Here is a 25497-nt window from a genome sequence, read left to right as displayed (position 1 = left end):
TGACAACCGCCCATCGCGTCAACCACAGTTGACGGCATGGCCGACACAGCACAGGTGGCCTCCGCCGCCAGCAGCCGTGACCCCGCGGTCGGGCTGAGAGCGGTCCGCGCGCTGCGGACCCTGGTCGAGCGGCTGGAGGCCCTGCAGGTGGAGAACGCCCGCGACCAGGGCTGGACGTGGGAGCAGATCGCCCAGCTGCTCGGCGTCACGAGGCAGGCGGTGCACAAGAAGTACGCAGGCGGCCGCGGGCCGCTCCGGCGGAGGGACTGACCGTGTTCGAACGCTTCACGCCCCCGGCCCGCGAGGTCGTCGTCCTGGCCCAGGAGGAGGCGCGCGCCCTGCGGCACGGCCACATCGGGACCGAGCACCTGCTGCTCGCCCTGTTGCGGCTGGACACCCCGACGACCGCCGTCCTGCGCCGGCACGGGCTCGACCACGCCGAGGTCGCCGAGGCGGTGGCCGCCCACCTCGGGGGCGAGGACCTGGACGCCGAGGCGCTGCGGACCCTGGGCATCGACCTCGACGCCGTCCGCGACGTCGCCGAGGCGACCTTCGGGCCGGGCGCGCTCGACAGCCCCCGCCGCGGGCGCCGGCGGAGGAGCCCGGGGCACATCCCCTTCACGTCCCGCGCGAAGACGGTCCTCGAGCTCTCGCTGCGCGAGGCCCTGGCGGTGCGGTCCAACCGCATCACCGACGGGCACATCACCCTCGGCCTCATCCGGGAGGGCCAGGGGTTGGCGGCCAAGGTGCTGCACGACCGCGGGGTCGACCTCCCCGCCCTGCGGAACGAGCTCGAGTTGTTGCTGGACTCCTGAATCCGCGACCACCGCCCTGCTCAGGGGTCACGCCGCAGAAGGGGCCGCGTGCTCCCTCGGCCCGCCCCGGCGCAGGGACCGGACGGCGACGACGAGGACCACGTCGCCGACCGCGAGCCCTGCGCCGGCGGGCGCGAGCATCGCCCAGCCGGTGCCCCGACCGGAGACCACACCCCACAGCACCTTGCCGGCGGCCATCGCGTTCAGCACGACCAGCCCCCACTCCGGGGACCGGCGCCAGAAGGCGAGGCAGAACCCGGCCAGGCTCAGCGGCGAGAGGATCGTCAGCAGCACCTTGCGGCCGGTCCACTCCCCGGTCAGCCACTCCCGCTCGAAGCGGAGGAACTCGGCCACGCGGGGGTCTACCCGGGCGGGAGCCGGGAACCAGGCCATGCTCGTCGCCAGGCCGACCAGGGTGACCGCGATGCCCGCCGGGCTGCGCCGGTGGGCCGACCACGCCAGCGGCAGGAGGAACAGCGGGCGGACGTACCAGCTCAGGACGTTGTGGTGCCGGGCCCAGGCCCAGGCGGCCAACGCCTGAAGCCGGTTCGCCGCCCTCACCGCGGGCTCCCCGTCGGGGAGGTGGGCGCCGGCCGGACGTCGGCACCCACGCGGTCGAGCACCCGCCCCAGGTAGCGCACGAGGACCTCCTCCGAGGCCGGCTGGGCGCGCAGCCCGACGTGGCCGTCCGGGCGGACGAGGTACAGGGCCTCGGCGGTCGCACCGTAGCGCCGGTGCGTCGCGCCGTCCGGGTCGAGGGTCACTCGCCGTCCCGCGAGCTCGGTGGGCGACTGCCGTCCCCGCACCACCACCCAGGGGCGGACGTCGGCGCCGAACAGCCGCTCGACGCGGTCGGCGATCCCGGCGAGCGAGGTGTAGCCGTCGTCGGTGCGGGCTCCGCCGTCGAAGAGCAGCAGGGTGGACTGCGGGCCGCGGAAGGTGTCGAACAGCCGCGCGGGCTGACCGGTGACCGCGTCCTGCACCGTGCCGTCGGGGGCTCGGTCCCCCGCGCGGACGCCTCGAGCGAACCGCACCTGGTCCACCGCGTCGGCGCGCTCGTCGTCGCGACCGGGGATCGATCGCGTCCGGGTCACCGGTGTGCGGTGCTCCTCCGCCAGGGAGCTCTCCCGGTAGTCGAGGTCCAGCTCGCTGACGCCCGCGAGGACGGCCCGCTGCACGGCCGGGATCCGCAGCGCTGGGGTCAGGACGTGCTCGCGCAGGAAGGTGGTGAACGGGTCGGCCCCGAAGACCGCGCGGTACCCGAGGTCGCTGCCGCCGAGGACGGCCTCCGCGATCGGCCGGCGCTCCTCCTCGTAGGTGTCGAGGAGCCGGTCGGATGCGCGGCCGCGGATCACCAGCCCGAGCTTCCAGCCGAGGTTGTAGGCGTCCTGGATGCCGGTGTTCATCCCCTGGCCGCCCACCGGGCTGTGCAGGTGCGCGGCGTCGCCGGCCACCAGCACCCGGCCCACCCGGTAGCGGTCCACCAGCCGCACGTTGCTGTGCCAGGTGGAGAGCCAGGTCGGGCGGGAGAGGCGGACGTGCGCCAGGCCGCTGCGCTGGGCGAACAGCCGCTGGAGCAGCTCCAGGGACTCCGGCTGCTCCGTCCCGTCGGCCGCGGTGGGCAGGCTGGCCTGCACCTGCCACGAGCGCAGGCCGCGGAACGGGCTGGCCGCGAGGTACTCCCCGCCGTCGAACCACACGAATCCGCTGTCGACCGGCTCCAGCCCCTCGATCTCCACGTCGCCGAACAGGAAGCGCTCCTCGCGCGAGTGCCCCTCCAGTGCCAGCCCCAGCAGGTCCCGCACCCGGCTGTGGCCGCCGTCGCAGCCCACCACCCAGGCGGCCCGGATCGTCTCCACGGCGCCGTCGGGAGACGTGGCCACGTGGGCGAGGACGCCGTCCCCCTCCTGCTCCAGGCCCACCAGCTCGCAGTTCCACTCGACCGCCCCGCCCAGCTCCGTCAGGCGCTCGCGCAACACCTGCTCGGTGCGCCACTGCGGGATGAGCACGAGGTTCGGGTGGGGGACGTCGGGCAGCGGGTCACGCCCCGGCAGGTGCAGGTCGACGAGCAGCTCCTGCTGGACGTACCAGCGCACCCTCAGGTTCCGGGACCACCCGGCCTCGAGCACCCGGTCGACGACGCCCAGGTCGTCGAAGACCTCGAGGGTGCGCGGCTGCACGCCCTTGCCGCGCGACTTGACCTCCGGCCGCGGCAGCCGGTCGACCACCCGGACGGCGAGGCCGCGGCGGCGCAGGTCGCAGGCCAGCGTGAGACCGGTCGGACCGACGCCCACGACCAGGACGTCGACGTCCGGGGACCCGCGTCCCTGCACCGGGACGCCGTGGCGGGACCGTGCTCCGGTCATCGGTTCCTCCCCAGGACGACCTGTCCGACGCCCCGATGGTGAACGGAGGCCGTGGCGCCGGGAAGGAGGAGCGGCCCGGCGCGGTGAGCCTCCACGGCGGCGACGTGGACAGGGACCCGCCGTCCAGGGGAGGGCTCTCTCGCGCAGCAGGACCGGCGCGGACCGCAGGCGGCCGGGTTCCGCCGTCGCGACGGCGGGTCCAGGCTGGTGCCGTGGACGTGCTGTTCATCGCCAGCATCAGCGTGATCACGCCGGATCCCGTGGCGAGCCGGGCGCTCTACGTGGACGCGTTGGGCCTGCCGCTGGAGCGGCTGGAGGGCGAGTACTTCGCGAGCGAGCGGATCGAGGGCAGCAGGCACTTCGGCGTCTGGCCCCTCACGGAGGCGGCGCAGGCCTGCTTCGGGACCCCCGGGTGGCCGGCCGACCGGCCGGTGCCGCAGGCCAGCATCGAGTTCGAGCTCGCCGACGCCGCTGCCGTGGCCGGCGGCGCAGCCGAACTGGAGCGGCAGGGGTACCGGCTGCTGCACCCGGCGCGCACCGAGCCGTGGGGCCAGACGGTGGCCCGGCTGCAGAGCCTGGAGGGGCTGGTCGTCGGGCTGTCCTACGCGCCCTGGCTGCACTGAGCAGCGCCGGACGGGGTCAGGAGCGTGCGGCGAGCCGTTGCTCGATCCGGGCCGCGAGCTTGGGCCGGTCCTTGAGCGGGAGGTGCACCAGGGCGGGGGCGATCTCGGGCAGCCGGCGCCGCTGCGTCGTCGTCGCCCGGAAGAGCAGGCCGACGGTGACGCCGTGGTCGGGACGGGAGACCACCTCGACCGCGTCGCCCGCGCCGACGTCCCCGGTCTCGAGCACCCGCAGGTAGGCGCCGCTGGCCCCGCGGGCGGTGAACCGCTTGACCAGCTGCGGCACGCCCCAGAACCGCTCGAAGTTGGCGCACGGGATGCGGCAGGCGGTCACCTCGAACAGCGCCGTCCCGACCCGCCAGCGCTCGCCGAGCACCGCGCCGGTGAGGTCCAGACCCGTCGTCCGCAGGTTCTCGCCGAACCGGCCGGGCGGCAGCTCGCGGTCCAGCTCGGCGGCCCACCAGTCGGCGTCCTCCTGGGCGTAGGCGTAGACCGCCTGGCCCTCGCCACCGTGGTACTTCCGGTTGACCTGGACGTCGCCGTCCAGGCCGAGCGGGTGGACGGCGACCCGCCCGGCGACCGGCCGCTTGTCGATGCCGCTGCGGTTCGGACGACGGCCGGGCAGCGGGAGCAGCTCGGCGCCGGAGACGCAGACCGCGTCGAGGCGGCCGCGGGTCACTTCTTGGAGGCGGTGGACTCGTTGGTGGAGAGCGCCGCCACGAAGGCCTCCTGGGGGACCTCGACGCGGCCGACCATCTTCATCCGCTTCTTGCCCTCCTTCTGCTTCTCCAGCAGCTTCCGCTTGCGGGTGATGTCACCGCCGTAGCACTTCGCGAGGACGTCCTTGCGGATGGCGCGGACCGTCTCCCGTGCGATGACCCGGGAGCCGACGGCGGCCTGGATCGGCACCTCGAACTGCTGCCGCGGGATCAGCTCGCGCAGCTTGCCGGCCATCATGACGCCGTAGCTGTAGGCCTTGTCCTTGTGCACGATCGCGCTGAACGCGTCGACGGCCTCGCCCTGCAGCAGGATGTCGACCTTGACCAACGACGACTCCTGCTCGCCGGCCTCGGCGTAGTCGAGGCTCGCGTAGCCGCGGGTGCGCGACTTCAGCGCGTCGAAGAAGTCGAAGATGATCTCACCGAGGGGCAGCGTGTACCGCAGCTCGACCCGGGACTCGCTCAGGTAGTCCATGCCACCGAGCTGGCCGCGTCGGCTCTGGCAGAGCTCCATGATCACGCCGGTGTAGTCGCTGGGCGCGATGATCGTCGCGTTGACGATGGGCTCGTAGACCCGGTCGATCTTGCCCTCGGGCCAGTCGCTCGGGTTGGTCACGGTGATCTCCGAGCCGTCCTCCATGACCACCCGGTAGACGACGTTGGGCGCGGTGGAGATGAGGCTGATGCCGGCCTCGCGCTCCAGGCGCTCGCGGACGATCTCCAGGTGCAGCAGGCCGAGGAAGCCGACGCGGAACCCGAACCCGAGCGCGGCGGAGGTCTCCGGCTCGTAGGTCAGCGCGGCGTCGTTGAGCAGCAGCTTGTCCAGCGCCTCGCGCAGCAGCGGGTACTCGCTGCCGTCGATCGGGTAGAGGCCGGAGTAGACCATCGGCTTGGGGTCGCTGTAGCCGCCGATGGGCTCGGCCGCCGGCTTGTGCTGCAGCGTGACGGTGTCGCCGACGCGGGACTGGCGGACGTCCTTCACCCCGGTGATGAAGTAGCCGACCTCGCCGACGCCGAGGGAGTCAACCGGCTTGGGCTCGGGTGAGATGACGCCGATCTCCAGCAGCTCGTGCGTGGCGCCGGTCGACATCATCTTGATCCGCTCGCGGGCGGAGATCCGGCCGTCGACGACCCGCACGTAGGTGATGACGCCGCGGTAGATGTCGTAGACGGAGTCGAAGATCATCGCCCGGGCCGGGGCCTGCGCGTCGCCCTCCGGGGCGGGGATCTGCTCGACGATCGCGTCGAGCAGCGCGGGCACGCCCTCACCGGTCTTGCCGCTGACCCTGAGGACGTCGGAGGGGTCGCAGCCGATGATGTGGGCGATCTCCGCGGCGTACTTCTCCGGCTGCGCCGCCGGCAGGTCGATCTTGTTGAGGACCGGGATGATCGTGAGGTCGTTCTCCAGCGCCAGGTAGAGGTTGGCCAGCGTCTGGGCCTCGATCCCCTGGGCGGCGTCGACCAGCAGCACGGCCCCCTCGCAGGCGGCCAGCGAGCGGGACACCTCGTAGGTGAAGTCGACGTGGCCGGGGGTGTCGATCATGTCGAGGACGTACTCGGTGTCCCCGACCTGCCACGGCAGGCGCACGTTCTGCGCCTTGATGGTGATGCCGCGTTCGCGCTCGATGTCCATCCGGTCGAGGTACTGGGCACGCATCTGCCGCGCCTCGATGATCCCGGTGACCTCGAGCATCCGGTCGGCCAGCGTCGACTTGCCGTGGTCGATGTGGGCGATGATGCAGAAGTTCCGGATGCGGGCCGGGTCGGTGGAGGCGGGAGTCGTCACAGTGCCCCCATGGTCCCACGGCCGGCCGCGTCGTCCAGCCACCGCTCGGGCGGGACGCGTACCGGCGGGTTGGGGCCGTGTGGACGACGCTGGTATCTTGGCAGACCGGTCCGCTGACGCACCCCGTCCGGACGCACTGTCCAGAAGTACCCCCTCCGAGACACACCCGAGGCTCACGCGTGGCGAACATCAAGTCCCAGATCAAGCGGAACAAGACCAACGAGAAGGCGCGTCAGCGCAACGTTGCCGTCAAGTCCGCCCTGAAGACGGCCGTCCGCCGCTTCCGCACGGCTGCTGCCACCGGGGACGCCGCGGCCGCGACGACCGCGCTGCAGACCGCCAGCAAGGCGCTGGACAAGGCCGCCAGCAAGGGCGTCATCCACAAGAACCAGGCCGCGAACCGCAAGTCGGGCATGGCCCGGCAGCTGGCCGGCCTCTCCAGCTGACCTCCGGCCGCGTCCCCGCGGCCGTCCGACGAGCCCCCTCCCCTCGCGGGACGGGGGCTCGTCGCGTTCCCGGGGCTGTGCCCCCTGCAGGTAGGAGGACGGCCCCTGCAGGTAGGAGGACCCCGTCCTCCTCACCGTGGAAGGACACCGTCCTCCCCACCCCTCGGAGCAGGACCTCCCTGCCTCCGCCACTTGCAAGCTCGCAGCGGGGACCCTGCAGGGAGGCCGGCGGGACCCGGGACGGGGCCGGCGGCGAGCCTCTGGACGGGGCCTGGCGCGAGCCTGTGAGCGGTGGGGGGCCGTCCTCCCTCAGCCGCGGACGCTGCGGCCGGTCTCCCGGCGGATGGCGACGATCCGCCGGATCGCCCGCTCCAGCGCGTAGTCGGCGCTGGCCGCCGCGCCCTTGACGTCGGCGTTGAGCTCGGCGGCCACGCCGATCGCCTGCTGCAGACCGTCGATGCTCCAGCCGCGCGCCTGCGACTGCGCCCGCTTGACCTTCCAGGGCGGCATCCTCAGCGTGCGGGCGAGGTCGCCGGGGTTGGAGCTGCGGACCGAGGACACGCGAGCCGCGGTCCGCACCCCGTCGGCGATGGCGTCGGCGATGAGGACGTGCGCGACCCCGCGCTGCAGTGCCCAGCGCAGCATCTCCAGGGAGCCCTGCCGGTCGCCGACGAGCACCCGCTCGGCGACGGTGAAACCGGTGACCTCCGCCTGCCCCCGGTGGAACCGGGCGACGGCGTCGGCGTCGATCGTGCCGCCGAAGTCCGAGACCAGCTGGCTGGCGGCGGAGGAGAGCTGCCGCAGGTCCGCACCGATCGCGTCGACCAGCGCCGAGGCGGCGTCCGGGGTGATCCGGCCGCCGGCCGAGCGGACCTCGTTGCGCACGAAGGCGATCCGGTCCCCCACGGAGCTGACCTTGGGGCAGTCGTCGACGGCCGCCCCCGCGGCGGTGAACGCCTTGACCAGGGCCTCGTTGCGCTTGCCGCCGGAGTGGACGATGACCAGGGTCAGATCCGGGTCGGGGTCCTTGGCGTAGCCGGTGAGCGCGTCGGCGAGCGCCCCGGCGGCCTCGTGCACCCCGGTGACGACGACCAGCCGGTGCGTGCCGAACAGCGAGGGGGCCAGGACGTCGGCGAGCTGCCCGACCGGCAGCCCCTGCGCCGGCAGGTCGTGCAGCTCCGCGTCGGGGTGGCGCTCGAGCACGGCGGCCCGCACGGCGGAGACCGCCCGCGAGCGCAGCAGCTCCTCCTCGCCCACCACGGCGCGCAGGCGGGAGGTCGGTGCGGGGGGTGCTGCTGCCACACCGGCATGGTGTCACGCGGGGGCGACGCTCCCGTCGTCCCGCACGGACGGCAGTGTGCCCGGCGACCGGGTCCGCCGGGAGGCCCTCCCCCGGTGCGCCGGCCGCGGCGACGCCGCCGTCCGGCCCGCGGACGGCCACGCCCCACGTGCCGGCGTCGCCCACCACGGCCAGGTCGCCCTGCCGGTCGGTGCGGTGCACCCGGACGCCCTGCTGCGCCAGCCAGGACAGCACCCGGGCCGTCGGGTGCCCGTAGGTGTTGTCCGCGCCCACCCAGACCAGCGCGACCCGCGCCCGGGTGGCGGTGAAGAAGCCGCGGTCGGCGTCGGCGCTGCCGTGGTGCGGCACCTTGAGCACATCGGCCCGCAGGTCGACGCCGCGCGCGACGATCCGTGCCTCCATCGCGCCGCTCAGGTCGCCGGTGAGCAGGACCCGGATCCCGCGCTGGGTCACCCGGACGACCAGCGACAGGTCGTTGGCCGGCACCGCGGCCGTCGCGATCTCCGGCGGCGGCGCGAGCACCTCGACGGTCGCCGTCCCGACCGTCCGCCGGTCGCCGGGGACCAGGACGGCACGCTCGGCCCCGGCCCGCCGCACCGTCGCCTCCAGGGCGCCGGCGCGGTCCTCGGCGGGCGAGAGCGTGCCCGTGGCGACGACACCGACGTCCCGCCCGGACAGCGCCCCGGCCAGCCCGCCGGCGTGGTCGGCGTCGAGGTGGGTGACCAGCACCAGGGGCAGTGTGTCGACGCCCAGCCGGTCCAGACAGCGGTCGACCGGACCGACGTCGGGCCCGGCGTCCACGAGCACCGCCTCCCCCGGCGCGGTCGGCAGCACCAGCGCGTCGCCCTGGCCGACGTCGCAGGCGACGAGGACCGTCCGCTCGGGCGGCCACCCGCGGGTGACCTGCCGCAGCGGCCAGCCGAGCACCAGGACGCCGAGAAGGGCGGCGACGGCCAGCGGCCGGGCGCGGGGGAAGCGCCACAGCAGCCAGCCGAGCGCCAGGAGCAGCACCGTCAGCAGCACCGCGCCGCGGGTGCCGGCCGGCCAACCGGTCGCCCCGTCGGGCAGCGCCGCCGCGCGCTGGGCCACGACCACCAGCCACCGCACGGGCCACCCGGCCAGCCAGACCAGCGCGTCGCCCAGCGGCGGCACCACCGCGAGCGCGAGCGCAGCCAGCAGGCCGAGCACGGTGGCGGGGGCGACGGCCGGCGCGGCGAGCAGGTTGGCCGGCAGCGACACCGGACTCACCTGACCGGAGAGCCCCGCCACCAGCGGCGCGGTGGCCAGACCGGCGGCCGCGGCGACCGCGACCGCGTCGGCCGGGACCGGCGGCCAGCCGCGGCCGCGCAGGCGGCGCGACCAGCCCGGCGCCAGCAGCACGATGGCCGCGGTGGCCGCGACGGAGAGGGCAAAGCTGGCGTCCCGAGCGAGGCGGGGGTCGACCAGCAGCAGCACCACGACGGCCGCGCCGAGGGCGGGCAGCGCCGCCCGGGACCGCCCGGTGGCCAACGCCAGCAGCGTCACCGCACCCATGGCCGCCGCCCGCACCACGCTGGCGCTGGGCCGGGCCAGCACGACGAACCCGGCCAGGGCGACCACCGCGACCAGCGCCTGCACCCGCCGGTCGACCGCCCGGCGCCGCAGCGGCGCCAGCACCCCGGCCAGCACGATCGCCACGTTGGCACCCGAGACGGCCGTGAGGTGCGCCAGCCCGGCCCGCCGGAAGTCCTCGACGAGCACCGGGTCCATCGCCTGCGTGTCCCCGACGACCAGGCCGGGCAGCAGCCCACCCGCCTCCGGCCCGAGCACCCGGCCGGCCAACTGGCGCAGCTCCTCCCGCAGTCCTCCGGCGGCCCGCTGCAGCGCCGACGGCTCCCCCACGGGCACCGGCGGCGCCCGCGCCGACAGCCGCGCCACCACGCCCTCCTCCGCGGCGGCCGGGGCGACCGCCGCCCGGACCCGCACCACCTGACCCGGCAGCAGCCCGCGCCACTCGTCGGCCGGGCCGAAGAGGACCACCGCGTCGTCCAGCAGGGTGCGCGTGCCGCCGTCGTCCAGCGCGGTGACCGTGGCCTCGATGACGGCCCGCGGCGGACCCACCCCGCGCACCGTCGTGGGGTCCCCGTCGAGCTCCACGACCAGCTCGACCGTCCGCCGCTCGTCGGCGACCCCGGCCAGCGGGGACGCCTCCCGCGACGACTCCCGCACCGCCGCCGTGGCCGCGGTGACGGCGAGCGCAGCCAGGACGCCGAGCAGCACGACCGCCGCCGGCGACCGGCCGCGGCGGGACACCGCGACCGCGGCCAGGAAGGCCACCGGCACCGCGCCGGCCAGGACCGGGACGGGCAGGAGCGGGCCGAGGAGGGTGACGGTCCAGACCGTTCCCGCCGCGGGCGCGAGCCGCAGGTCCAGCCACGACCAGCGCTCCCGGACTGCACTCACACGGTCACCAGCTCGGCCAGCTCGGCGTAGGTGGTCGGGCCGATGCCGGGGACGTCGTCGAGCTGCTCCACGCTGCGGAAGGACCCGTTGCGCTCGCGGTGCTCGACGATCCGCTGGGCCAGCACCGGACCGATGCCCGGCAGCGCGTCGAGGTCGGCGGCGGTGGCGGTGTTGAGGTCCACCGGACCGGCACCGGCCGCTGTGCCCGCGCCGCCGGCTGCGCCCGCCCCGGCGGCGCCGCCGACCACCTCCGCGCCGGGGACGGCGACCGCCACCTGCTGGCCGTCGGAGACGACCGCGGCGAGGTTGACCGAGGCCGGGTCCGTGTCGGGCAGCAGGCCGCCGGCGGCCGCCACCGCGTCGGCCACCCGTGCGCCCGCGGGCAGCGTGACCAGCCCCGGCCGGGCCACCGAGCCCACCACCGAGACGACCACCGTGGCCGCGGAGTCGGAGTCGGCCGCGACGCCCACCGACGGAGGGGCGGCGGGTTCCTCCACCGCCGGCGTCGCTGCCGGGGCCGGCTCGACCGGCGCGGGCTGCACCTGCGGGCGGCTCAGCCAGGTGCCGCCGGCCACGAGGAGCGCGGCGAGCAGGCCGGCGGCCCACAGCGACCACGCGGCGCGGCGATCCGGCGCCAGCCGGACGGCACTGCCGGGGGCACGGTGCCGGCCGATGCCGTCGGGCAGCCCGTCCTCCGCCCCCGCGGTGGGGAGCTGCTCCTCATCCGGCTCGGGATCGAGGTCGTCGTCGGGAACCCAGCCGGGCGACCGGCTCTCCTGCAGCAGGGCGCGCAGCCGCTCCCGGATCAGGTCGGCGTCGTCGCTGCGACGGGGAGGGAGGCGCACCGGCGCGACGTTAGGGAGCCGCGGCCCCGGTCGGTCGGGCCGTCGGCGGACTGTGGACGTCCGCGACCGCTGTGGACACGGAGGGCCCGGGCGTGGGTCGGACGGGCAGGCTGCACCGGTGCCCCGCCGCCCGTGTCCGCTACCGGTCCTCCGACTCCTGCGGAAGGTCCGCGGCCTCCGGCTGTTGCGGGGGCACCGGCGGTGGGCCGGCCGGTGCCACGACGAGGCCCACCGCCCCCGGGCCCACGTGGGCGCCGATCGCCGCGCCCAGCTCGCTGACGTACAGCTCGCGGAGGCCGGGCACCCGCTCCTCGAGGTCGGCGGCCAGCCGCTCGGCCCGGTCCGGTGCGGCCAGGTGGTGGACGGCGACCATGACCGGCTGCCCGGCCGCGGCCTCCACCGCGCGCTGGACCAGGCGAACCAGGGCCCGAGCCGTCGTGCGCACCTTCTCCAGCGGCACCACCCGGCCGTCGGCGACGTGCAGGATCGGCTTGACCGACAGCGCGGTGCCGATCATCGAGGCAGCGTGCCCGATGCGCCCGCCCCGGCGCAGGTGCTCGAGGGTGTCGACGACGAACAGCGTGCGGGTGGCCGCGGCGGTGTCCCGCGCGGCCGCGGCCACGCCGGCCATGTCCTCCCCCCGTGCCGCTGCGCGGGCCGCGGCGAGCACCGCGAACCCGTTGCCCATCGCCGCCGAGCGGGAGTCGACGACCGTCACGACGTGCTCACCGACCTGGGCAGCGGCCAGCCGGGCGGCGTCCACCGTGCCGGAGAGCTCCGCGGAGAGGTGCACGGAGACGATGCGGTCGGCCCCGGCGGCCAGCCGCCGGCGGTAGGCGGCGACGAAGTCGCCCGGTGTCGGCCGGGAGGTGGAGACGCGCTGGCCCCTGGCGCCGAGCGCGCGGGCGACGTCGGCCGGCCCGATCTCGTCCCCCTCGCGGCCGGAGTGACCGGCCATGACGACGTAGAGCGGAACGACCTCGACCGCGTACTGCTCCAGCAAGCGGGCAGGCAGGTACGCCGAGGAGTCGGTGACCACGGCGACGGACACCCGGCGAGGCTAGCCCGCGCCCTCTCGCGGCCGACCGGCCACGGCGGGGGTCAGAGTGCGTCGGCGTCCTGGGTGGGGCCCGGCGCGCCCTCCTCGGGGCTGGCGCCGGCATCCGGGCGACGCGCGCCCGGCTGCGGCGGAGGGACCGGCCCGTCGGCCAGCTCCGGTGCCGTGGTGTTGTGCCGCAGCAGCCGCCACCGGCCGCTCTGCTCGGCCAGCTCGCTCCAGGCGCAGTTGGCCAGGGGGCCCAGCACGCGGCGGTGCTCGGGACCCAGCCCGAGCAGCGCCTCGATCAGGCGCGCGGACGTCCCCCCGTGGGTGACGGCGACGACCGCCGGGGCCTCGGGCAGGTCGCGCAGCGCTGCCAGCGCCCGCGCCGGCACGTCTGCGGCGTCCTCACCGCCGCGTCCGACGATGGGTCGCCCCGCGAGCCAGTCGGCGTACTGCTCGGGGTGGCGCTCGGCGACCTCCTCGCGGGTCAGCCCCTCCCAGGAGCCCATGCCGACCTCGCGCAGCCGCGCGTCCAGCCGCAGCGGCACCCCGAGCACGTCGGTGAGCGCCACCGCGGTCTCCGCGGCCCGGCCCAGGTCGCTGGAGACGACGACCGTGCCCTCGGGCAGCGGCGCGGCCACGTGCGGCGCGGACCGCAGCGCCTGGCGGCGGCCCACCTCGTCCAGCGGCGGGTCCAGCTGGCCCTGGAAGCGGCCCGCGGCGTTCCACTCGGTGCGCCCGTGCCGCCAGAGGACCAGCCTCGGCACCGGCAGCGCCGGGACGCCGCTCACCGGTCGGCCGCCTCCGGCGCGGCCGGGTCCTCGTCCTCGAGGGCACCGCCGCCCGCCGGATCCCCGTCGCCCGGCTCGGAGGCCAGTGGCGTCAGGTCGGCGCCGGCCGGGTCGACGTCGTCGGCCGACAGCGCCGCGGTGCCGCGAGCCGCCCCGTCGCCCTGCGGCGCGGAGCGGTCGACGAACGGGATCGTCGGGCAGTCCTTCCAGAGCCGCTCGAGCGCGTAGTAGGCGCGCTCCTCGGCGTGCTGGACGTGCACAACGACGTCGACGAAGTCCAGCAGCACCCAGCGCGCCTCGGCCACGCCCTCCCGGCGCACCGGCTTGACGCCGTGCTGCCGCAGGCGCTCCTCCACCTCGTCGACGATGGCCTGCACCTGGCGCTCGTTGGGCGCCGACGCCAGCACGAAGGCGTCGGTGATGGCCAGCCGCTCGCTGACGTCGACGATCGCGACGTCGGTCGCCAGCTTGTCGGCGGCGGCCTGGGCGGCCAGCAGTGCGGTCTCCCGCGCCTCGGTCGAGGCGGTCATCGGGGTACCTCCTGGGGATCGGTGGTCGGTGGTTCGGGAGACGGACCCTCGGTCCGGGGCGCCGTCGCGGGCGGCCGGTCGTAGGTCGGGCGGTCCCCGGACGGCGGGGCGTCGCCGGCCCCGCCCCGGGCGGCGATGCCCTCTCGGGCGACGGCGCGGGCACCGACGCCCGACCGGTACAGCCCGCGCTTCTCGATGTACTGCACGACGCCGTCGGGGACCAGGTACCAGACCGGCATCCCCCGGCCGACCCGGTCACGGCAGTCGCTGGAACTGATCGCCAGCGCCGGCACCTCGACCAGGCTGACCGCCCCCTCCGGCAGGTGGGACGCGCCCAGGTCGAAGCCAGGGCGGGTGACGCCGATGAAGTGCGCGAGCTCGAAGCAGCGGTCGCTGTCGCGCCAGCTGAGGATCTGCGAGAGGGCGTCGGCGCCGGTGATGAAGAACAGCTCGTCGTCGGGCCGCTGCCGCTGCAGGTCGGTGAGCGTGTCGATCGTGTAGGTGGGACCGCCGCGGTCGACGTCCACCCGGCTCACCGAGAACCGCGGGTTGGAGGCGGTGGCGATGACGGTCATGAGGTAGCGGTCCTCGGCCGGTGCCACGTCGCGGTCGCTCTTCTGCCACGGCTGGCCGGTGGGCACGAAGACCACCTCGTCCAGACCGAAGAGGACCGCGACCTCGCTCGCGGCCACGAGGTGCCCGTGGTGGACGGGATCGAACGTCCCGCCCATCACCCCGACCCGCCGACCCGCCACCGATCGAGCGTATCCGGGCGGTCCGGGGCCGGCCCGTGAGGACCGGCCCCGGACAGCGGGCACGGGGCCTCCCCGCCAGGTACCCCGGACCGGAGACCAGCGTGGGCCCTCCGCGACCGGCCTCCCCGTGCCGCCGGTCACGGCCGGCCGCGACTCCTGCGCACGGGAGACGCCACCGGCGCCGGGACGCCCGGCACCCATCGGGTACAACGACTCTCGGTGGACCGGGTTACGGCCCGCCCGCTAGAGCGTGGTGACGAAGTCCGCGAGCTGGGCGGCGTTGCGGCACTCGACCATGTCGACCACCTCGCCGTAACGGTCGGCCGCGGAGTCCCCGCTCCCCCACAGACGGCGCGGCTCGGGGTTGAGCCAGTGCGCCGAGCGGGAGCGGCGGACCAGGTCGGCCAGCACCGGCAGCCCCGGTGGGCGGTAGTTGGTGCGCCCGTCCCCGAGCACGAGCAGCGACGTCTTCGGCCCGACGGCCGACGGCCAGCGGTCGGCGAAGGCCTCGAACGCCGTCCCGTAGTCGCTGTGCCCGTCGAAGCCGACGACGTCGGCCTCCCGTCCGATCCGGGCGACGGCATCGGCGACGTCGACACCGGGGCGGAAGAACCGGGTCACCTCGTCGGTGGAGTCGACGAACGCGAAGGCCCGCACTCCGGAGAAGTGCTCGCGCAGCGCCTGGGTCAGCATCAGCGTGAAGTGGCTGAAGCCCGCGACCGAGCCGCTGACGTCGCACAGCACCACCAGCTCCGGCTTGTGCACCTTCCGCGGCCGGTGATGGGTCACCACCGGCACGCCGCCGGTGCCCAGCGACGCCCGGACGGTCTTGCGGAAGTCCAGCCGACCCTCGCGGCCGAGCTGCCGTCGCGCCGACAGCCGCACGGCCAGCCGCCGGGCCAGCGGGGCGACCGTCCGGCGCAGCTCGGCGAGGTCCGCGGCCTGGGCGCGCAGGAAGTCGACCTGGTCGGCCAGGGGGCGGACGGCGTTCTTCGCCACCTTGTCCCGGCCGCGCTCGGCCGCCGTCCGCCGCCGGACCTCGGCCTCCACCGCGGCGCGGAACGCGGCCAGCCGCTCGCGCACCGTCTGGCGGGCCACCTGCTCGGCCAGCCCGCCGCGTTCGCCGTCCGCGAGCAGGCCGGCCAGGAGCCGGGCGACCAGGGTGTCCGGTGAGAGGGCGCGCATCACGCGGTAGCTGAAGAAGGACTGGCCCGACGGCGACGGCGCCGTCCGGCCCAGCTGGTCGACCGCCTCGCGGGCGAAGCGGCGCAGCGCCTCCTCGTCGCCGTCGAGCAGCAGCCGGGACAGCTCCTCGCGCATGAGCTGCGCGAGGTCGGTGCCGTCGGGCAGGTCGAGGGTGGGCTCGCCGGGTTCGCCCGGCTCCCCGTCGGGCTCGTCGCCGGCGGAGAGGGCGACCGGCCGGTCCGACAGCGGCCACCACAGGTCGAACAGCACGTCGTAGGCCGGTCGCTGCGCCGCCCGCTGCAGCAGCACCGCCGCCAGCCCGTGCCGCAGCTGCTCGCGGTCGAGGAGGTCGACCACGGTGAGGATCTCGGCGGCGTCGACGGCCTGGCTGATGCCGACCGGGATGCCGGCGTCGCGCACCGCGCGGACGAAGCCGTCGAGGTGCCCCGCGAGCCCGCCGGGAGCGGCCACGCCCCTGGTCCCGCCCCCGGCCACGCCTCCGGTCCCGCCACCCGCCGCCGGCATCAGTTGAGCCGCAGCTCGGCCGCGGCCCGCTCCTGGTCGCTGGCGTGCTTGAGCACCACGCCGAGCGTCGAGCGGACCGCCGTCTCGTCGAGGGTGTCCAGGCCGAGCTCGAGCAGCGTCTGCGCCCAGTCGAGGGTCTCCGAGATCGACGGCGACTTCTTCAGCTCCAGCGCCCGCAGCGCCCGCACCGTGCGGACCAGCTGCTCGGCCAGACCAGGGGCGAGGTCGGGCACCCGGGAGAGCACGATCTCCCGCTCCCGCTCGGCCGACGGGTAGTCCAGCGCGAGGTACAGGCAGCGTCGCTTCAGTGCCTCCGACAGCTCGCGGGTGGCGTTGGACGTCAGCACCACCATCGGCCGGCGCGCCGCGGTCACCGTGCCGAGCTCGGGGATGGTGACCTGGAAGTCGCTGAGCACCTCGAGCAGCAGGCCTTCGACCTCGACGTCGGCCTTGTCGGTCTCGTCGATGAGCAGCACGGTCGGCTCGGTGCGCCGGATGGCGGTCAGCAGCGGCCGGGCGAGCAGGAACTCCTCGCCGAAGATGTCGTCGTGGACGGTGCCCCAGTCCGCGCCGTCGGTGCCCTGCGCGGCCTGGATGCGCAGCAGCTGCTTCTTGTAGTTCCACTCGTACAGCGCCCGCGCCTCGTCGAGGCCCTCGTAGCACTGCAGCCGGATCAGCTCCGCGCCGGTGGACGCCGCCAGCGCCTTGGCCAGCTCGGTCTTGCCCGTGCCCGCCGGTCCCTCGACCAGCAGCGGCTTGCCCAGCCGGTCGGCGAGGAAGACGGTGGTGGAGATCTGGGCGTCGGGCAGGTAGCCGGCCGCCGCCAGCCGCTTGCCGACGTCGGAGACCGAGGAGAACTGCGGGGACTGCGACGGCGGGCGGGGCATGCGGCTCCTCGATCGGGTGGCGGGGTGGGCCGGATGTGGGGCTCAGCGCGTGTGGCCGCTGCCCGTCACGACGTAGGTGGTGGAGGTGAGCTCCGGCAGCCCCAGCGGACCGCGGGCGTGCAGCTTCTGGGTGGAGATGCCGATCTCGGCGCCGAAGCCGAACTCGCCGCCGTCGGTGAACCGGGTCGAGGCGTTGACCAGCACCGCTGCGGCGTCCACCCCGGCGGTGAAGTCGGCGATGGCGCGCGCGGAGTCGGCGACGATCGCCTCGGAGTGCCCGCTCCCCCACCGCTCGATGTGGTCCAGCGCCGCCGGCAGGTCGTCGACCACGCGCACGGCCATGTCCATCGACAGGTACTCGGTCGCCCAGTCCTCGTCGGTCGCGGGGACGACGGCGTCATGGGCGGCCCGGGCGCGCTCGTCGCCGTGCAGCGTCACCCCGGCGTCCACGAGTGCGGACAGCAGTCGCGGCAGGAACGGCACGTCGCGGTGCACCAGCAGCGTCTCGGCGGAGTTGCAGACGCTCACCCGGTGGGTCTTGGCGTTGAGCACGATCGCCTCGGCGGTCGTGGGGTCGGCCGAGGTGTCGACGTAGACGTGGCAGTTGCCCTCGCCGGTCTCGATGACCGGCACCCGCGCCTCGCGCACCACCCGCTGGATCAGCGACGCGCCCCCGCGCGGGATCACCACGTCGACCAGGCCGCGGGCGTTCAGCAGCTCGCCGACCGAGGCGCGGTCGGCGGGCAGCAACTCGACCGAGCCGGCCGGGAGCCCGGCCTTCTCCGCCGCCTCGGTGAGGACGGCGACCAGGGCGGTGTTGGTCCGGAACGCCGAGGCCGAGCCCCGCAGCAGCGCCGCGTTACCGCTCTTGAGGCACAGGCCCGCGGCGTCGACGGTCACGTTCGGCCGGGCCTCGTAGACGATGCCGACCACACCGAGGGGGACGCGCACCTGCCGCAGCTGCAGCCCGTTGGGCAGCGTCGACCCGCGGACGACGTCGCCGACCGGGTCGGGCAGCGCCACGAGCTGGCGCAGCGCGTCGGCCACGCCGGCGATGCGGCGGGTGTCGAGCCGCAGCCGGTCGAGGACGGACGCCGGGGTGCCGTCGGCCGCGGCCGCCTCCACGTCCGCGGCGTTGGCGGCGAGCACCTCGTCGGCGCGCTCGACCAGCGCGTCGGCCATGGCGCGCAGCGCGGCGTCCTTGGTGTCGGTGGGCAGGGTGCGCAGCACCCGGGCGGCGGCGCGGGCGCGCAGCGCCGCGGCCCCGATCAGCGGCAGGCCGGAGACGTCGGACACGTCCGCGAGCCTACGCGGGCGGGCGGAGCTCCCCGGCCGCCTCGGATCCCGCCGGATATGTGAGAATGATTCCCATGAACACCTGGACGACGCGTGCCGTGACCGCCGCCACCGCCTCGGCCGCCGCCCTCGCCCTGGCCGGCTGCGGGGGCTCCGACGAGGCCGCGGGCGGCGGCGGGGACGGGCTCACCGTCGTCGCCGGCTTCTACCCGCTGGAGTGGGCGGCGCAGCGGGTCGGCGGCGACCGCGCCGACGTCTCCTCGCTGACCCCGCCGGGCGCGGAGGCCCACGACCTCGAGCTCGCGCCCCGGGACGTCGCCGCGGTCGCCGATGCCGACCTGCTCGTCTACCTCGGGGGCTTCCAGCCGGCCCTCGACGAGGCCGCGCAGAACGAGGCCGCGGACACCGCGTGGGACGCCGGCCGGGCCGCCGACCTCACGCTGACCGCCGAGGAGGACGCCCACGAGGGCGAGACCGCCGAGGAGCACGAGGAGCACGCCGGGGACGGCGAGGCGGTCGACCCGCACTTCTGGCTCGACCCGGTCCGGCTGGCCTCCGTCGGCGACGCGCTCGCCGAGCGGCTGGCCGAGGCCGACCCCGACGGCGCGGCCACGTACGAGCAGAACGCCGCGGCGCTGCGGACCGACCTCGAGGCGCTGGACGCCGAGATGCAGGCGGGCCTGACCGGCTGCGCGGTGGACACCCTGGTCACCGGCCACGACGCCTTCGGCTACCTCGGCGACCGGTACGGTCTCGAGGTGGTGGGCATCAGCGGGCTCAGTCCCTCCTCCGAGCCCAGCCCGGCCGCCCAGGCCGAGATCTCCGAGCTGGTCCGGGAGCGCGGCGTGACCACCGTCTACACCGAGACCCTCGTCGACCCGGCCGTCGCCGAGACCGTCGCGACCGAGGCCGGCGTGCGCACCGCCGTCCTGGACCCGCTCGAGGGGCTCACCGGCGAGTCGGCCGGCAGCGACTACCTCGAGGTCATGCGGGCCAACCTGGCCACGCTGCGGGAGGGTCAGTCCTGTCCATGAGCGCCGTCCGGCTGCACGACGCCCGCATCGGCTACGGCGACGTCGCCGTCGTCCAGGGCGTCGACCTCACCGTGGCCGACGGCGAGGCGGTCGCCGTCCTCGGGTCGAACGGGTCGGGCAAGACCACCCTCGCGCGCGGGCTGCTGGGCCTGGCCACGGTGCTCGGCGGTGAGGTCGAGGTCCTCGGCGCCCCGGTCGGGCGGCTCCGTCGTCCCCCGCCCGCCCAACGCGGCCGGATCGGCTACGTGCCGCAGCGGCACACGGTGAGCGGCGCGGTCCCGGCGACGGTGCGCGAGGTCGTCGGCGTGGGCCGGCTGGCCCGCCTGGGCCCCTTCGGCCGGCTGCGCCCGGCCGACCGCGCGGCGGTGCAGGACGCCGTGGCCGCGGTCGGGCTGGCCGACCGGCTCGGCGACCCGGTCGCCTCGCTCTCCGGTGGTCAGCAGCGCCGGGTGCTGGTCGCCCGCGCGCTCGCCGCCGAGCCGGAGCTGCTGGTCATGGACGAGCCGACCGCCGGGGTGGACACCGCCAGCCAGGACGCACTGGCCGCCGTCCTGGCCGACGTGTCGGCCGCCGGCACGACCCTGATGGTCGTGACGCACGAGACCGCCGCACTGGCCGGCGTCCTCACCCGCGCGGTCGTCGTCGACCACGGCCGGATCGCCTACGACGGCCCGCTGGCCGGCGCCGCGGCCGACGCCGAGGCCGGCGGGCACCACCACCCCGAGGGCACCGGCCTGCCACCCTCGCGCGGGTACCGGCAGGACCAGCCCCGGGTGACGACGGACGGAGTGCGCTGAGGTGGAGGTCCTCGAGTACGGCTTCATGCAGCGGGCACTGCTGGCCTCGCTGATGGTCGGGCTGGTGGCGCCGGCGGTCGGCGTCTTCCTCGTGCAGCGCCGCCTCTCGCTCCTCGGCGACGGCCTCGGGCACGTGGCCCTCACCGGTGTCGGGATCGGCGTCCTCACCTCCACCGCTCCGGTCGGGACGGCGCTGGTGGCCGCCGTCCTCGGCGCGGTCCTCATCGAGCTGGTCCGCGCCCGCGGCCGCACCAGTGGGGACGTCGCCCTCGCCGTCCTGTTCTACGGCGGCATCGCCGGCGGCGTCGTGCTGCTCAGCCTCGCCCCGCGCGGGCAGGCCACGAACCTCGAGGCGTACCTGTTCGGCGCCATCACCACCACGACGACCGCCGACGTCGCGGTCTTCGGCGTCATCACCGTCGTGGTGCTCGGCGTCGTCTGGCTGCTCGGCCAGCGGCTGTACGCGGTCAGCGACGACGAGGAGTACGCCCGAGCGGTCGGCCTGCCGGTCCTGGCGCTCAACGTCGTCCTCGCCGCCCTGGTCGCGGCGACCGTCGTCCTGTCCATGCGGGTCGTCGGCCTGCTGCTCATCAGCGCGCTGATGATCGTGCCGAGCGCGGTGGCCCAGCAGCTGGCCCGCAGCTTCCGCCAGACGGTGTACCTCGCCTGCGCCATCGGCCTGGTCACCAGCGTCGCCGGCACGACCGCCTCCTACTACACCGGCACACCCTCCGGCGGCACGATCGTGCTGCTCGCGATCGCGCTGTTCCTGCTGGCCACGGCGGCGGTCGCGGTGCGCGAGGCGACCGCCCGCCGCCGGCACCGGCGCCGCGCCGAGGTGCACGCCGCCCACCCGCACGAGCACGGTGCCGGCTGCGGGCACCCGGCGGTCCTGCACGGCGACCACGTCGACTACGACCACGACGGCCACCTGCACGCCCCGCACCGCACCGGCACGGGCGTCCACTACGACGAGCACGGCGAGCACGCGCCGCCGGCGGAACAGGTGGGGCGGACATGAGCGAGCCGGCGAGCTCATGCAGCAGCACAGCACCCTGGGGAACGCGGCCGACGAGCGTCAGCGAGGAGACCGCGTGACCGCGTCCGGACCGGCCGAGGCGCCGCGGCGCCAGACCCGGCAGCGCAGCGCCGTCCTGGCCCTGCTCGACGACCAGGACGGTTTCCGCACCGCCCAGGACCTGCACGCCCTGCTCCGCGAACGCGGCGATGCCGTCGGCCTCGCGACGGTCTACCGGGCGCTGCAGGCCCTGGTGGACGACGGCCTGGTCGACGTGCTGCGCACCGAGGGCGAGGCCGCCTACCGGCGGTGCTCGCCGGTGCACCACCACCACCTGGTGTGCCGCTCCTGCGGGCGCACCGTCGAGGTGGCCGACCCGCCGGTCGAGCGCTGGGCGGCACGCGTCGCCGCCGAGCACGGCTTCGCCGACGTCCAGCACCAGCTCGAGGTCTTCGGCACCTGCGCCGCCTGCGCCGCCGGGCGCTGAGAGCCGGCTCAGACGAAGGCGCTGTGCCCGGTGATCGACCGCCCGACGATGAGGGTGTTGATCTCGCGGGTGCCCTCGTAGGAGTACAGCGCCTCGGCGTCGGCGAAGTACCGGATGACGTCGTTGCCCAGGACGATGCCGTTGCCGCCGAAGACCTCCCGGGCCATCGCGACGGTCTCCCGGCCCCGGGTGGTGACGTAGCTCTTGGCCAGCGCCGCCTGGTCGTCGCGCAGGTCACCGGCCTCCTGCAGCTGGGCGACCCGCACCACCATGCCCAGCGAGGCGGTGACGTTGCCCAGCATGCGGGCCAGCAGGTCCTGGACCAGCTGGAAGGAGCCGATCGGCCGGCCGAACTGCTCGCGCTCCCCCGCGTAGCGGAGCGCCGTCTCGTAGGCGCCCATCTGGCAGCCGACGCCGGACCACGCGACTCCGCCGCGGGTCACCTTGAGCACCTTGTTGACGTCCTTGAAGGAGTTGCCGCCCTCCAGCTTGTGGTCGGCGGGGATGCGGCAGCCGGTGAAGGTCAGGTCGGCGTTCTGCACGGTGCGCAGCGCGAACTTGTCCTCGATCTTGGTGGCGGTGAACCCGGGGGTGCCCTTGTCGACGACGAAGGTCTTGACCTGGTCGTCGGCCACGTCGCGGGCGAACACCACGACGTGGTCGGCGAAGGTCCCGTTGCCGATCCACCGCTTGGCGCCGTCGAGCACCCACTCGTCGCCCTCGCGCCGTGCGGTGGTGCGCAGGCCGCGGGCCACGTCCGAACCGCCCCCGGGCTCGGTGAGCGCGAAGGCGCCGACGGCCTCGAGCCGCATCATCGCCGGGAGCCAGCGCTGCCGCTGCTCCTCCGACCCGAGGATCACGACGGAGCCCATCGCCAGGCCGTTGTGCACGCCCAGGAACGTGGCCATGGACGGGTCGACCCGGGAGAGCTCGAGGGCCTGGAAGCCGTTGTAGAGCCGGGAGGAGGCGGGGCGGCCGTCCCACTCGTAGCCCCGGCCCACCGCGCCGACCTCGGCGAAGCGCGGGACCAGGTCCATCGGGAACTCGGCGGCCGCCCAGGCGGCGTTCACCCGGGGCCGCACCTCGGCCTCGAGGAACTCGCGGAGCGCCTGCAGCTCCTTGCGCTCGTCGTCGGACATCAGCGACTCGTAGCCGAAGAAGTCCCCGGTCAGCAGCTCGGACATGCGTCCACCCTCTCGGAACGGCGTCGTCCCGGGGCTCGTTACCCCCCGGTAGCCGCCTCACGCCCCGGCCGGCCACCCGAGCGAGCGGTCAGTTCAGCGCGCGGGTGCCCGGAGGGAGGGTGCCGCCGGCGACCATCGCGGCCGCGGCGTCCTGCAGCGCGGTCAGCGCGACCCGCTGCGTGAAGGGGCCGGTGGAGACGCGGGCCACGCCGAGCTCCTGCATCTCGCGGGCGGGCAGGGAGGCCCCGGGCACGCTGATGAGCGTCAGCCTGTTGCGGCCCAGGCCCTCGACGACCGCCGCGATCTCGTCGCGGTCGACCAGGCGCGGGACGAAGACGACCGGCGCACCGACCTCGAGGTAGGCCCGGCCGCGACGGATCGCCTCGGCGACGAGCTCACCGCGGTCGGCGCCCTCGGCGGCGCGGACGAAGGTGTCGGTGCGCGCGTTGAGCACGAAGTCGATGCCGGCGTCCCGGCCCGCGCGCAGCACCGCCTCGACCGCGGCGACGGCCTCGTCCAGCGGCTTCATCTGGTCCTCGAGGTTGCCGCCGACGACGCCGAGCCCGATGGCGCGGCGCGCGGTCTCGCCTGGGTCCCCGTAGCCGGCCTCCATGTCCATGCTCACCGGCAGGTCCACGGCGGCGGTGATCCGGCCGACCATGTCCAGGTGCAGGTCGAGCGGGATGTTCTCGCCGTCCTCGTAGCCGAACGTCGCGGCGATGCCGTGGCTGGCGGTGGCCAGGGCGCGGACGCCGTCGGTGGCCGCCACGACCTGCGCGGAGACGACGTCCCACACGTTGGCGAGGACCAGGATCTCCGGGGCGGTGTGCAGGTCGAGGAGGGTGCGGGCGCGGGTGGCGAGGTCGGTCATGCCGGCCACGCTACGACCGGGTCAGGCGGCGTGGCGTGCGAGCCGGTGGCGCAGCCCGCTGCGGACGGCGGGCCACTCGGCGTCGGTGATCGAGAAGACCACGGTGTCCCGCAGGGACCCGTCGGGCATCCGCCGGTGGTTGCGCAGCACGCCGTCCTGCTTGGCGCCGAGCCGGGCGATCGCCGTCCGCGACTGGTGGTTGTGCCAGTGCGTGCGGAACTCCACGGCGAGGCAGCCGACGGTCTCGAAGGCGTGGGTGAGCAGCAGCAGCTTGCTCGCGGCGTTGACCCCGGTCCGCTGCGCGGAGGCGGCGGTCCAGGTGTACCCGACCTCCAGCCGCGGGACGGCGAGGTCGGCGTTGCAGTAGGTCGTCGCCCCGACCACCGCGCCGTCGGCGGTCCGGCGGACGACGAACGGCAGCATCTCCCCCGCCGCCTGCCGGGCCAGCCGCGACTCGACGTCGGCCGCCATGCCGGCCGGCGTGGGCACCGAGGTGTACCAGAGCTCCCACAGCCGGCCGTCGGACGCGGCGGCCGCGAGCTCGTCGGCGTGCCCGCGCCGCAGCGGCTCGAGGACCACCAGCTCGCCGGCCAGCGTCACCGGCGCCAGCCCCGCCACGTCAGCCCCTGTCCCGCAGCGCCCGGAGCGCGTTCTTGCGGGCCTCGCCGGTGAGCCGGTCGAGGAAGACCTTGCCGTCGAGGTGGTCGACCTCGTGCTGCAGCGCACGGGCCATCAGACCGGTGCCCTCGACGCGCACCGGCTCGCCGTGCACGTCGAACCCCTCGACGACGGCGTGCATCGCCCGGACCGTGGGCGCCCACAGGCCGGGGATGGACAGGCAACCCTCGTCGCCGTCCTGGGTCTCCTCGGACAGCTCGACGATCCGGGGGTTGACCACGTGCCCGATGCGCCCGTCGACGTTGTAGGAGAAGGCGCGCAGCCCGACGCCGATCTGCGGCGCGGCGACGCCGGCCCGCCCGGGGTCGGCGACGGTGTCCTCGAGGTCGCGGACGAGCGCGGCCAGTTCCCTGTCGAAGCTGCGCACCTCGTCGGCAGGTGTGCGGAGGACCGGGTCACCGAGTTCGCGGATGGGACGGATCGTCACGACGGCGAGTCTCTCAGCCCGGTGTCCCCCGCCCGGGCACGGGCGCCGGCCCAGCCCGACAACACCGAGGCGCGGCAGCGGTCGGCCTCGTCACCCGCCGCGACGAGGACCGCGACCGCCATCTCCGGGCCGTGCTGCGTCAGGGCCTCGGCCGGCAGCACGCCGGTCACGACGAGCATGGCCAGCCCGTGCCCCGCAGCCCAGTAGCGCGTGGCCACGGCGAGCGGATCCGACGCGACCGTGAGACGGCCGGCCCGGCGCGCCCGCTCCGCGGCCTCGACGAGCAGTGCGAACGCGTCGTCGGCGACCGCCGGGTCCTCGAGGTCGGCCGCCGCGTCGAACATCGCCCGGTACAGGAACGGGTCGCTGCGGGCGCTGTCGAGGTAGGCGGCGCCCAGCGCGGCCAGGTCCCGGACGGGGTCCTCCGTGCGCGGCACCGTCGCGAGGCGCCGGGCCAGCCGGGCGAAGCCCTCGGCGCGCACGGCCCGCCACAGCCCCGGCATGCCGCCGAAGTGGGTGTACAGCGCCGTCGTCGAGGCCCCTACGCGGTCGGCGAGCGACCGCGCGGTCACCGGTTCGCGGCGCGCCAGCAGCTCGGCGGCTCCCTCGAGCAGGGCGAGACGGACGGCGGGATCCGCGGTGCGGGGCATG

The 25497-nt window shown here is 75.5% G+C and carries 26 protein-coding genes and 1 pseudogene; 8 read left to right on the top strand and 19 right to left on the bottom strand.

What is annotated here, in order from left to right:
• The first annotated feature begins 36 nt into the window (after positions 1-36).
• Together ACWIX3_RS11815 and ACWIX3_RS11810 are read left to right on the top strand one after the other, a co-directional pair.
• Positions 37-270 (top strand): helix-turn-helix domain-containing protein, encoded by a 234-nt coding sequence (locus ACWIX3_RS11815; RefSeq protein ID WP_448612258.1) that lies wholly within the window; start codon positions 37-39, stop codon positions 268-270.
• Between the two features lie 2 nt (positions 271-272).
• A complete protein-coding gene (locus ACWIX3_RS11810) occupies positions 273-815 on the top strand; it encodes a Clp protease N-terminal domain-containing protein (RefSeq protein WP_448612257.1) in 543 nt (180 codons plus the stop codon).
• A gap of 27 nt (positions 816-842) precedes the next feature.
• Here the strand turns inward: ACWIX3_RS11810 and ACWIX3_RS11805 are convergent, their stop codons facing one another.
• Positions 843-1376 carry a hypothetical protein gene (locus ACWIX3_RS11805; protein WP_448612256.1) on the bottom strand — a complete coding sequence of 178 codons (534 nt, stop codon included), beginning with the start codon at positions 1374-1376 and terminating at the stop codon, positions 843-845.
• On the bottom strand, positions 1373-3181 hold the full coding sequence (locus tag ACWIX3_RS11800) for an FAD-dependent monooxygenase (protein WP_448612255.1): 1809 nt from the start codon (positions 3179-3181) through the stop codon (positions 1373-1375). Before ACWIX3_RS11800 ends, ACWIX3_RS11805 begins: the two co-directional genes overlap by 4 nt.
• A gap of 212 nt (positions 3182-3393) precedes the next feature.
• Here ACWIX3_RS11800 and ACWIX3_RS11795 point away from each other — a divergent pair, with 212 nt between their 5' ends.
• Positions 3394-3804 (top strand): VOC family protein, encoded by a 411-nt coding sequence (locus ACWIX3_RS11795; RefSeq protein WP_448612254.1) that lies wholly within the window; start codon positions 3394-3396, stop codon positions 3802-3804.
• Positions 3805-3820: 16 nt separating this feature from the next.
• Here ACWIX3_RS11795 and ACWIX3_RS11790 read toward each other — a convergent pair whose 3' ends face one another.
• Both ACWIX3_RS11790 and lepA read right to left on the bottom strand, forming a co-directional pair.
• Positions 3821-4480 (bottom strand): MOSC domain-containing protein, encoded by a 660-nt coding sequence (locus ACWIX3_RS11790; protein ID WP_448612253.1) that lies wholly within the window; start codon positions 4478-4480, stop codon positions 3821-3823.
• A complete protein-coding gene (lepA, locus tag ACWIX3_RS11785; RefSeq protein ID WP_448612252.1) occupies positions 4477-6306 on the bottom strand; it encodes a translation elongation factor 4 in 1830 nt (609 codons plus the stop codon). Before lepA ends, ACWIX3_RS11790 begins: the two co-directional genes overlap by 4 nt.
• 179 nt (positions 6307-6485) lie before the next feature.
• On the opposite strand from lepA, the gene rpsT reads away from it, so the two are divergent.
• Entirely contained in the window at positions 6486-6752 is a 267-nt protein-coding gene (gene rpsT / locus ACWIX3_RS11780; protein WP_448612251.1) for a 30S ribosomal protein S20, read from the top strand.
• A 309-nt stretch (positions 6753-7061) separates the two neighbouring features.
• On the opposite strand, the gene holA is transcribed toward rpsT, so the two are convergent.
• From holA to ACWIX3_RS11730, 10 genes and pseudogenes are all read right to left on the bottom strand, one after another.
• The gene (gene holA / locus ACWIX3_RS11775) at positions 7062-8054 is read right to left on the bottom strand and encodes a DNA polymerase III subunit delta (protein ID WP_448612250.1); all 993 of its coding nucleotides are present in this window, start codon (positions 8052-8054) and stop codon (positions 7062-7064) included.
• A 325-nt stretch (positions 8055-8379) separates the two neighbouring features.
• Positions 8380-9801: pseudogene (locus ACWIX3_RS11770) on the bottom strand (ComEC/Rec2 family competence protein); the annotation flags it as partial.
• A gap of 689 nt (positions 9802-10490) precedes the next feature.
• Positions 10491-11339: a ComEA family DNA-binding protein gene (locus tag ACWIX3_RS11765; RefSeq protein WP_448612249.1), complete on the bottom strand. Its 849-nt coding sequence runs from the start codon at positions 11337-11339 to the stop codon at positions 10491-10493.
• 139 nt (positions 11340-11478) lie between these two features.
• Positions 11479-12390, bottom strand: coding sequence for a DegV family protein (locus ACWIX3_RS11760; protein ID WP_448612248.1), 912 nt, complete (start codon positions 12388-12390; stop codon positions 11479-11481).
• A gap of 50 nt (positions 12391-12440) precedes the next feature.
• Positions 12441-13172, bottom strand: coding sequence for a histidine phosphatase family protein (locus tag ACWIX3_RS11755; protein WP_448612247.1), 732 nt, complete (start codon positions 13170-13172; stop codon positions 12441-12443).
• Entirely contained in the window at positions 13169-13702 is a 534-nt protein-coding gene (rsfS, locus tag ACWIX3_RS11750; RefSeq protein WP_448612246.1) for a ribosome silencing factor, read from the bottom strand. Before rsfS ends, ACWIX3_RS11755 begins: the two co-directional genes overlap by 4 nt.
• A complete protein-coding gene (gene nadD, locus ACWIX3_RS11745; RefSeq protein WP_448612245.1) occupies positions 13699-14457 on the bottom strand; it encodes a nicotinate-nucleotide adenylyltransferase in 759 nt (252 codons plus the stop codon). The genes rsfS and nadD overlap by 4 nt, the downstream gene beginning before the upstream one ends.
• Before the next feature lie 243 nt (positions 14458-14700).
• On the bottom strand, positions 14701-16113 hold the full coding sequence (locus tag ACWIX3_RS11740; protein ID WP_448612244.1) for a vWA domain-containing protein: 1413 nt from the start codon (positions 16111-16113) through the stop codon (positions 14701-14703).
• Between the two features lie 53 nt (positions 16114-16166).
• A complete protein-coding gene (locus ACWIX3_RS11735; protein ID WP_448612243.1) occupies positions 16167-17054 on the bottom strand; it encodes an AAA family ATPase in 888 nt (295 codons plus the stop codon).
• A gap of 42 nt (positions 17055-17096) precedes the next feature.
• Positions 17097-18350 carry a glutamate-5-semialdehyde dehydrogenase gene (locus ACWIX3_RS11730; protein WP_448612242.1) on the bottom strand — a complete coding sequence of 418 codons (1254 nt, stop codon included), beginning with the start codon at positions 18348-18350 and terminating at the stop codon, positions 17097-17099.
• Between the two features lie 74 nt (positions 18351-18424).
• Here ACWIX3_RS11730 and ACWIX3_RS11725 point away from each other — a divergent pair, with 74 nt between their 5' ends.
• The 4 genes from ACWIX3_RS11725 (at position 18425) to ACWIX3_RS11710 (ending at position 21686) form a co-directional block, all read left to right on the top strand.
• Positions 18425-19384 (top strand): metal ABC transporter substrate-binding protein, encoded by a 960-nt coding sequence (locus tag ACWIX3_RS11725; RefSeq protein ID WP_448612241.1) that lies wholly within the window; start codon positions 18425-18427, stop codon positions 19382-19384.
• Positions 19381-20181: a metal ABC transporter ATP-binding protein gene (locus ACWIX3_RS11720; protein ID WP_448612240.1), complete on the top strand. Its 801-nt coding sequence runs from the start codon at positions 19381-19383 to the stop codon at positions 20179-20181. The genes ACWIX3_RS11725 and ACWIX3_RS11720 overlap by 4 nt, the downstream gene beginning before the upstream one ends.
• A gap of 1 nt (position 20182) precedes the next feature.
• Positions 20183-21202, top strand: coding sequence for a metal ABC transporter permease (locus ACWIX3_RS11715; RefSeq protein ID WP_448612239.1), 1020 nt, complete (start codon positions 20183-20185; stop codon positions 21200-21202).
• A gap of 73 nt (positions 21203-21275) precedes the next feature.
• Entirely contained in the window at positions 21276-21686 is a 411-nt protein-coding gene (locus ACWIX3_RS11710) for a Fur family transcriptional regulator (RefSeq protein ID WP_448612238.1), read from the top strand.
• Between the two features lie 8 nt (positions 21687-21694).
• On the opposite strand, the gene ACWIX3_RS11705 is transcribed toward ACWIX3_RS11710, so the two are convergent.
• From ACWIX3_RS11705 to ACWIX3_RS11685, 5 genes are all read right to left on the bottom strand, one after another.
• Positions 21695-22870, bottom strand: coding sequence for an acyl-CoA dehydrogenase family protein (locus ACWIX3_RS11705; RefSeq protein ID WP_448612237.1), 1176 nt, complete (start codon positions 22868-22870; stop codon positions 21695-21697).
• An 88-nt stretch (positions 22871-22958) separates the two neighbouring features.
• A complete protein-coding gene (locus ACWIX3_RS11700; RefSeq protein ID WP_448612236.1) occupies positions 22959-23741 on the bottom strand; it encodes an isocitrate lyase/PEP mutase family protein in 783 nt (260 codons plus the stop codon).
• Positions 23742-23762: 21 nt separating this feature from the next.
• Positions 23763-24359, bottom strand: a complete 597-nt coding sequence (locus ACWIX3_RS11695; protein ID WP_448612235.1) for a GNAT family N-acetyltransferase — start codon at positions 24357-24359, stop codon at positions 23763-23765.
• Position 24360: 1 nt separating this feature from the next.
• The gene (def, locus tag ACWIX3_RS11690) at positions 24361-24846 is read right to left on the bottom strand and encodes a peptide deformylase (RefSeq protein WP_448612234.1); all 486 of its coding nucleotides are present in this window, start codon (positions 24844-24846) and stop codon (positions 24361-24363) included.
• Entirely contained in the window at positions 24843-25496 is a 654-nt protein-coding gene (locus ACWIX3_RS11685; RefSeq protein ID WP_448612233.1) for a TetR/AcrR family transcriptional regulator, read from the bottom strand. Before ACWIX3_RS11685 ends, def begins: the two co-directional genes overlap by 4 nt.
• Position 25497: the final 1 nt, after the last annotated feature.

Source organism: Geodermatophilus sp. URMC 60, assembly GCF_053502585.1.
This window is presented reverse-complemented; position numbering and strand designations above follow the sequence as displayed.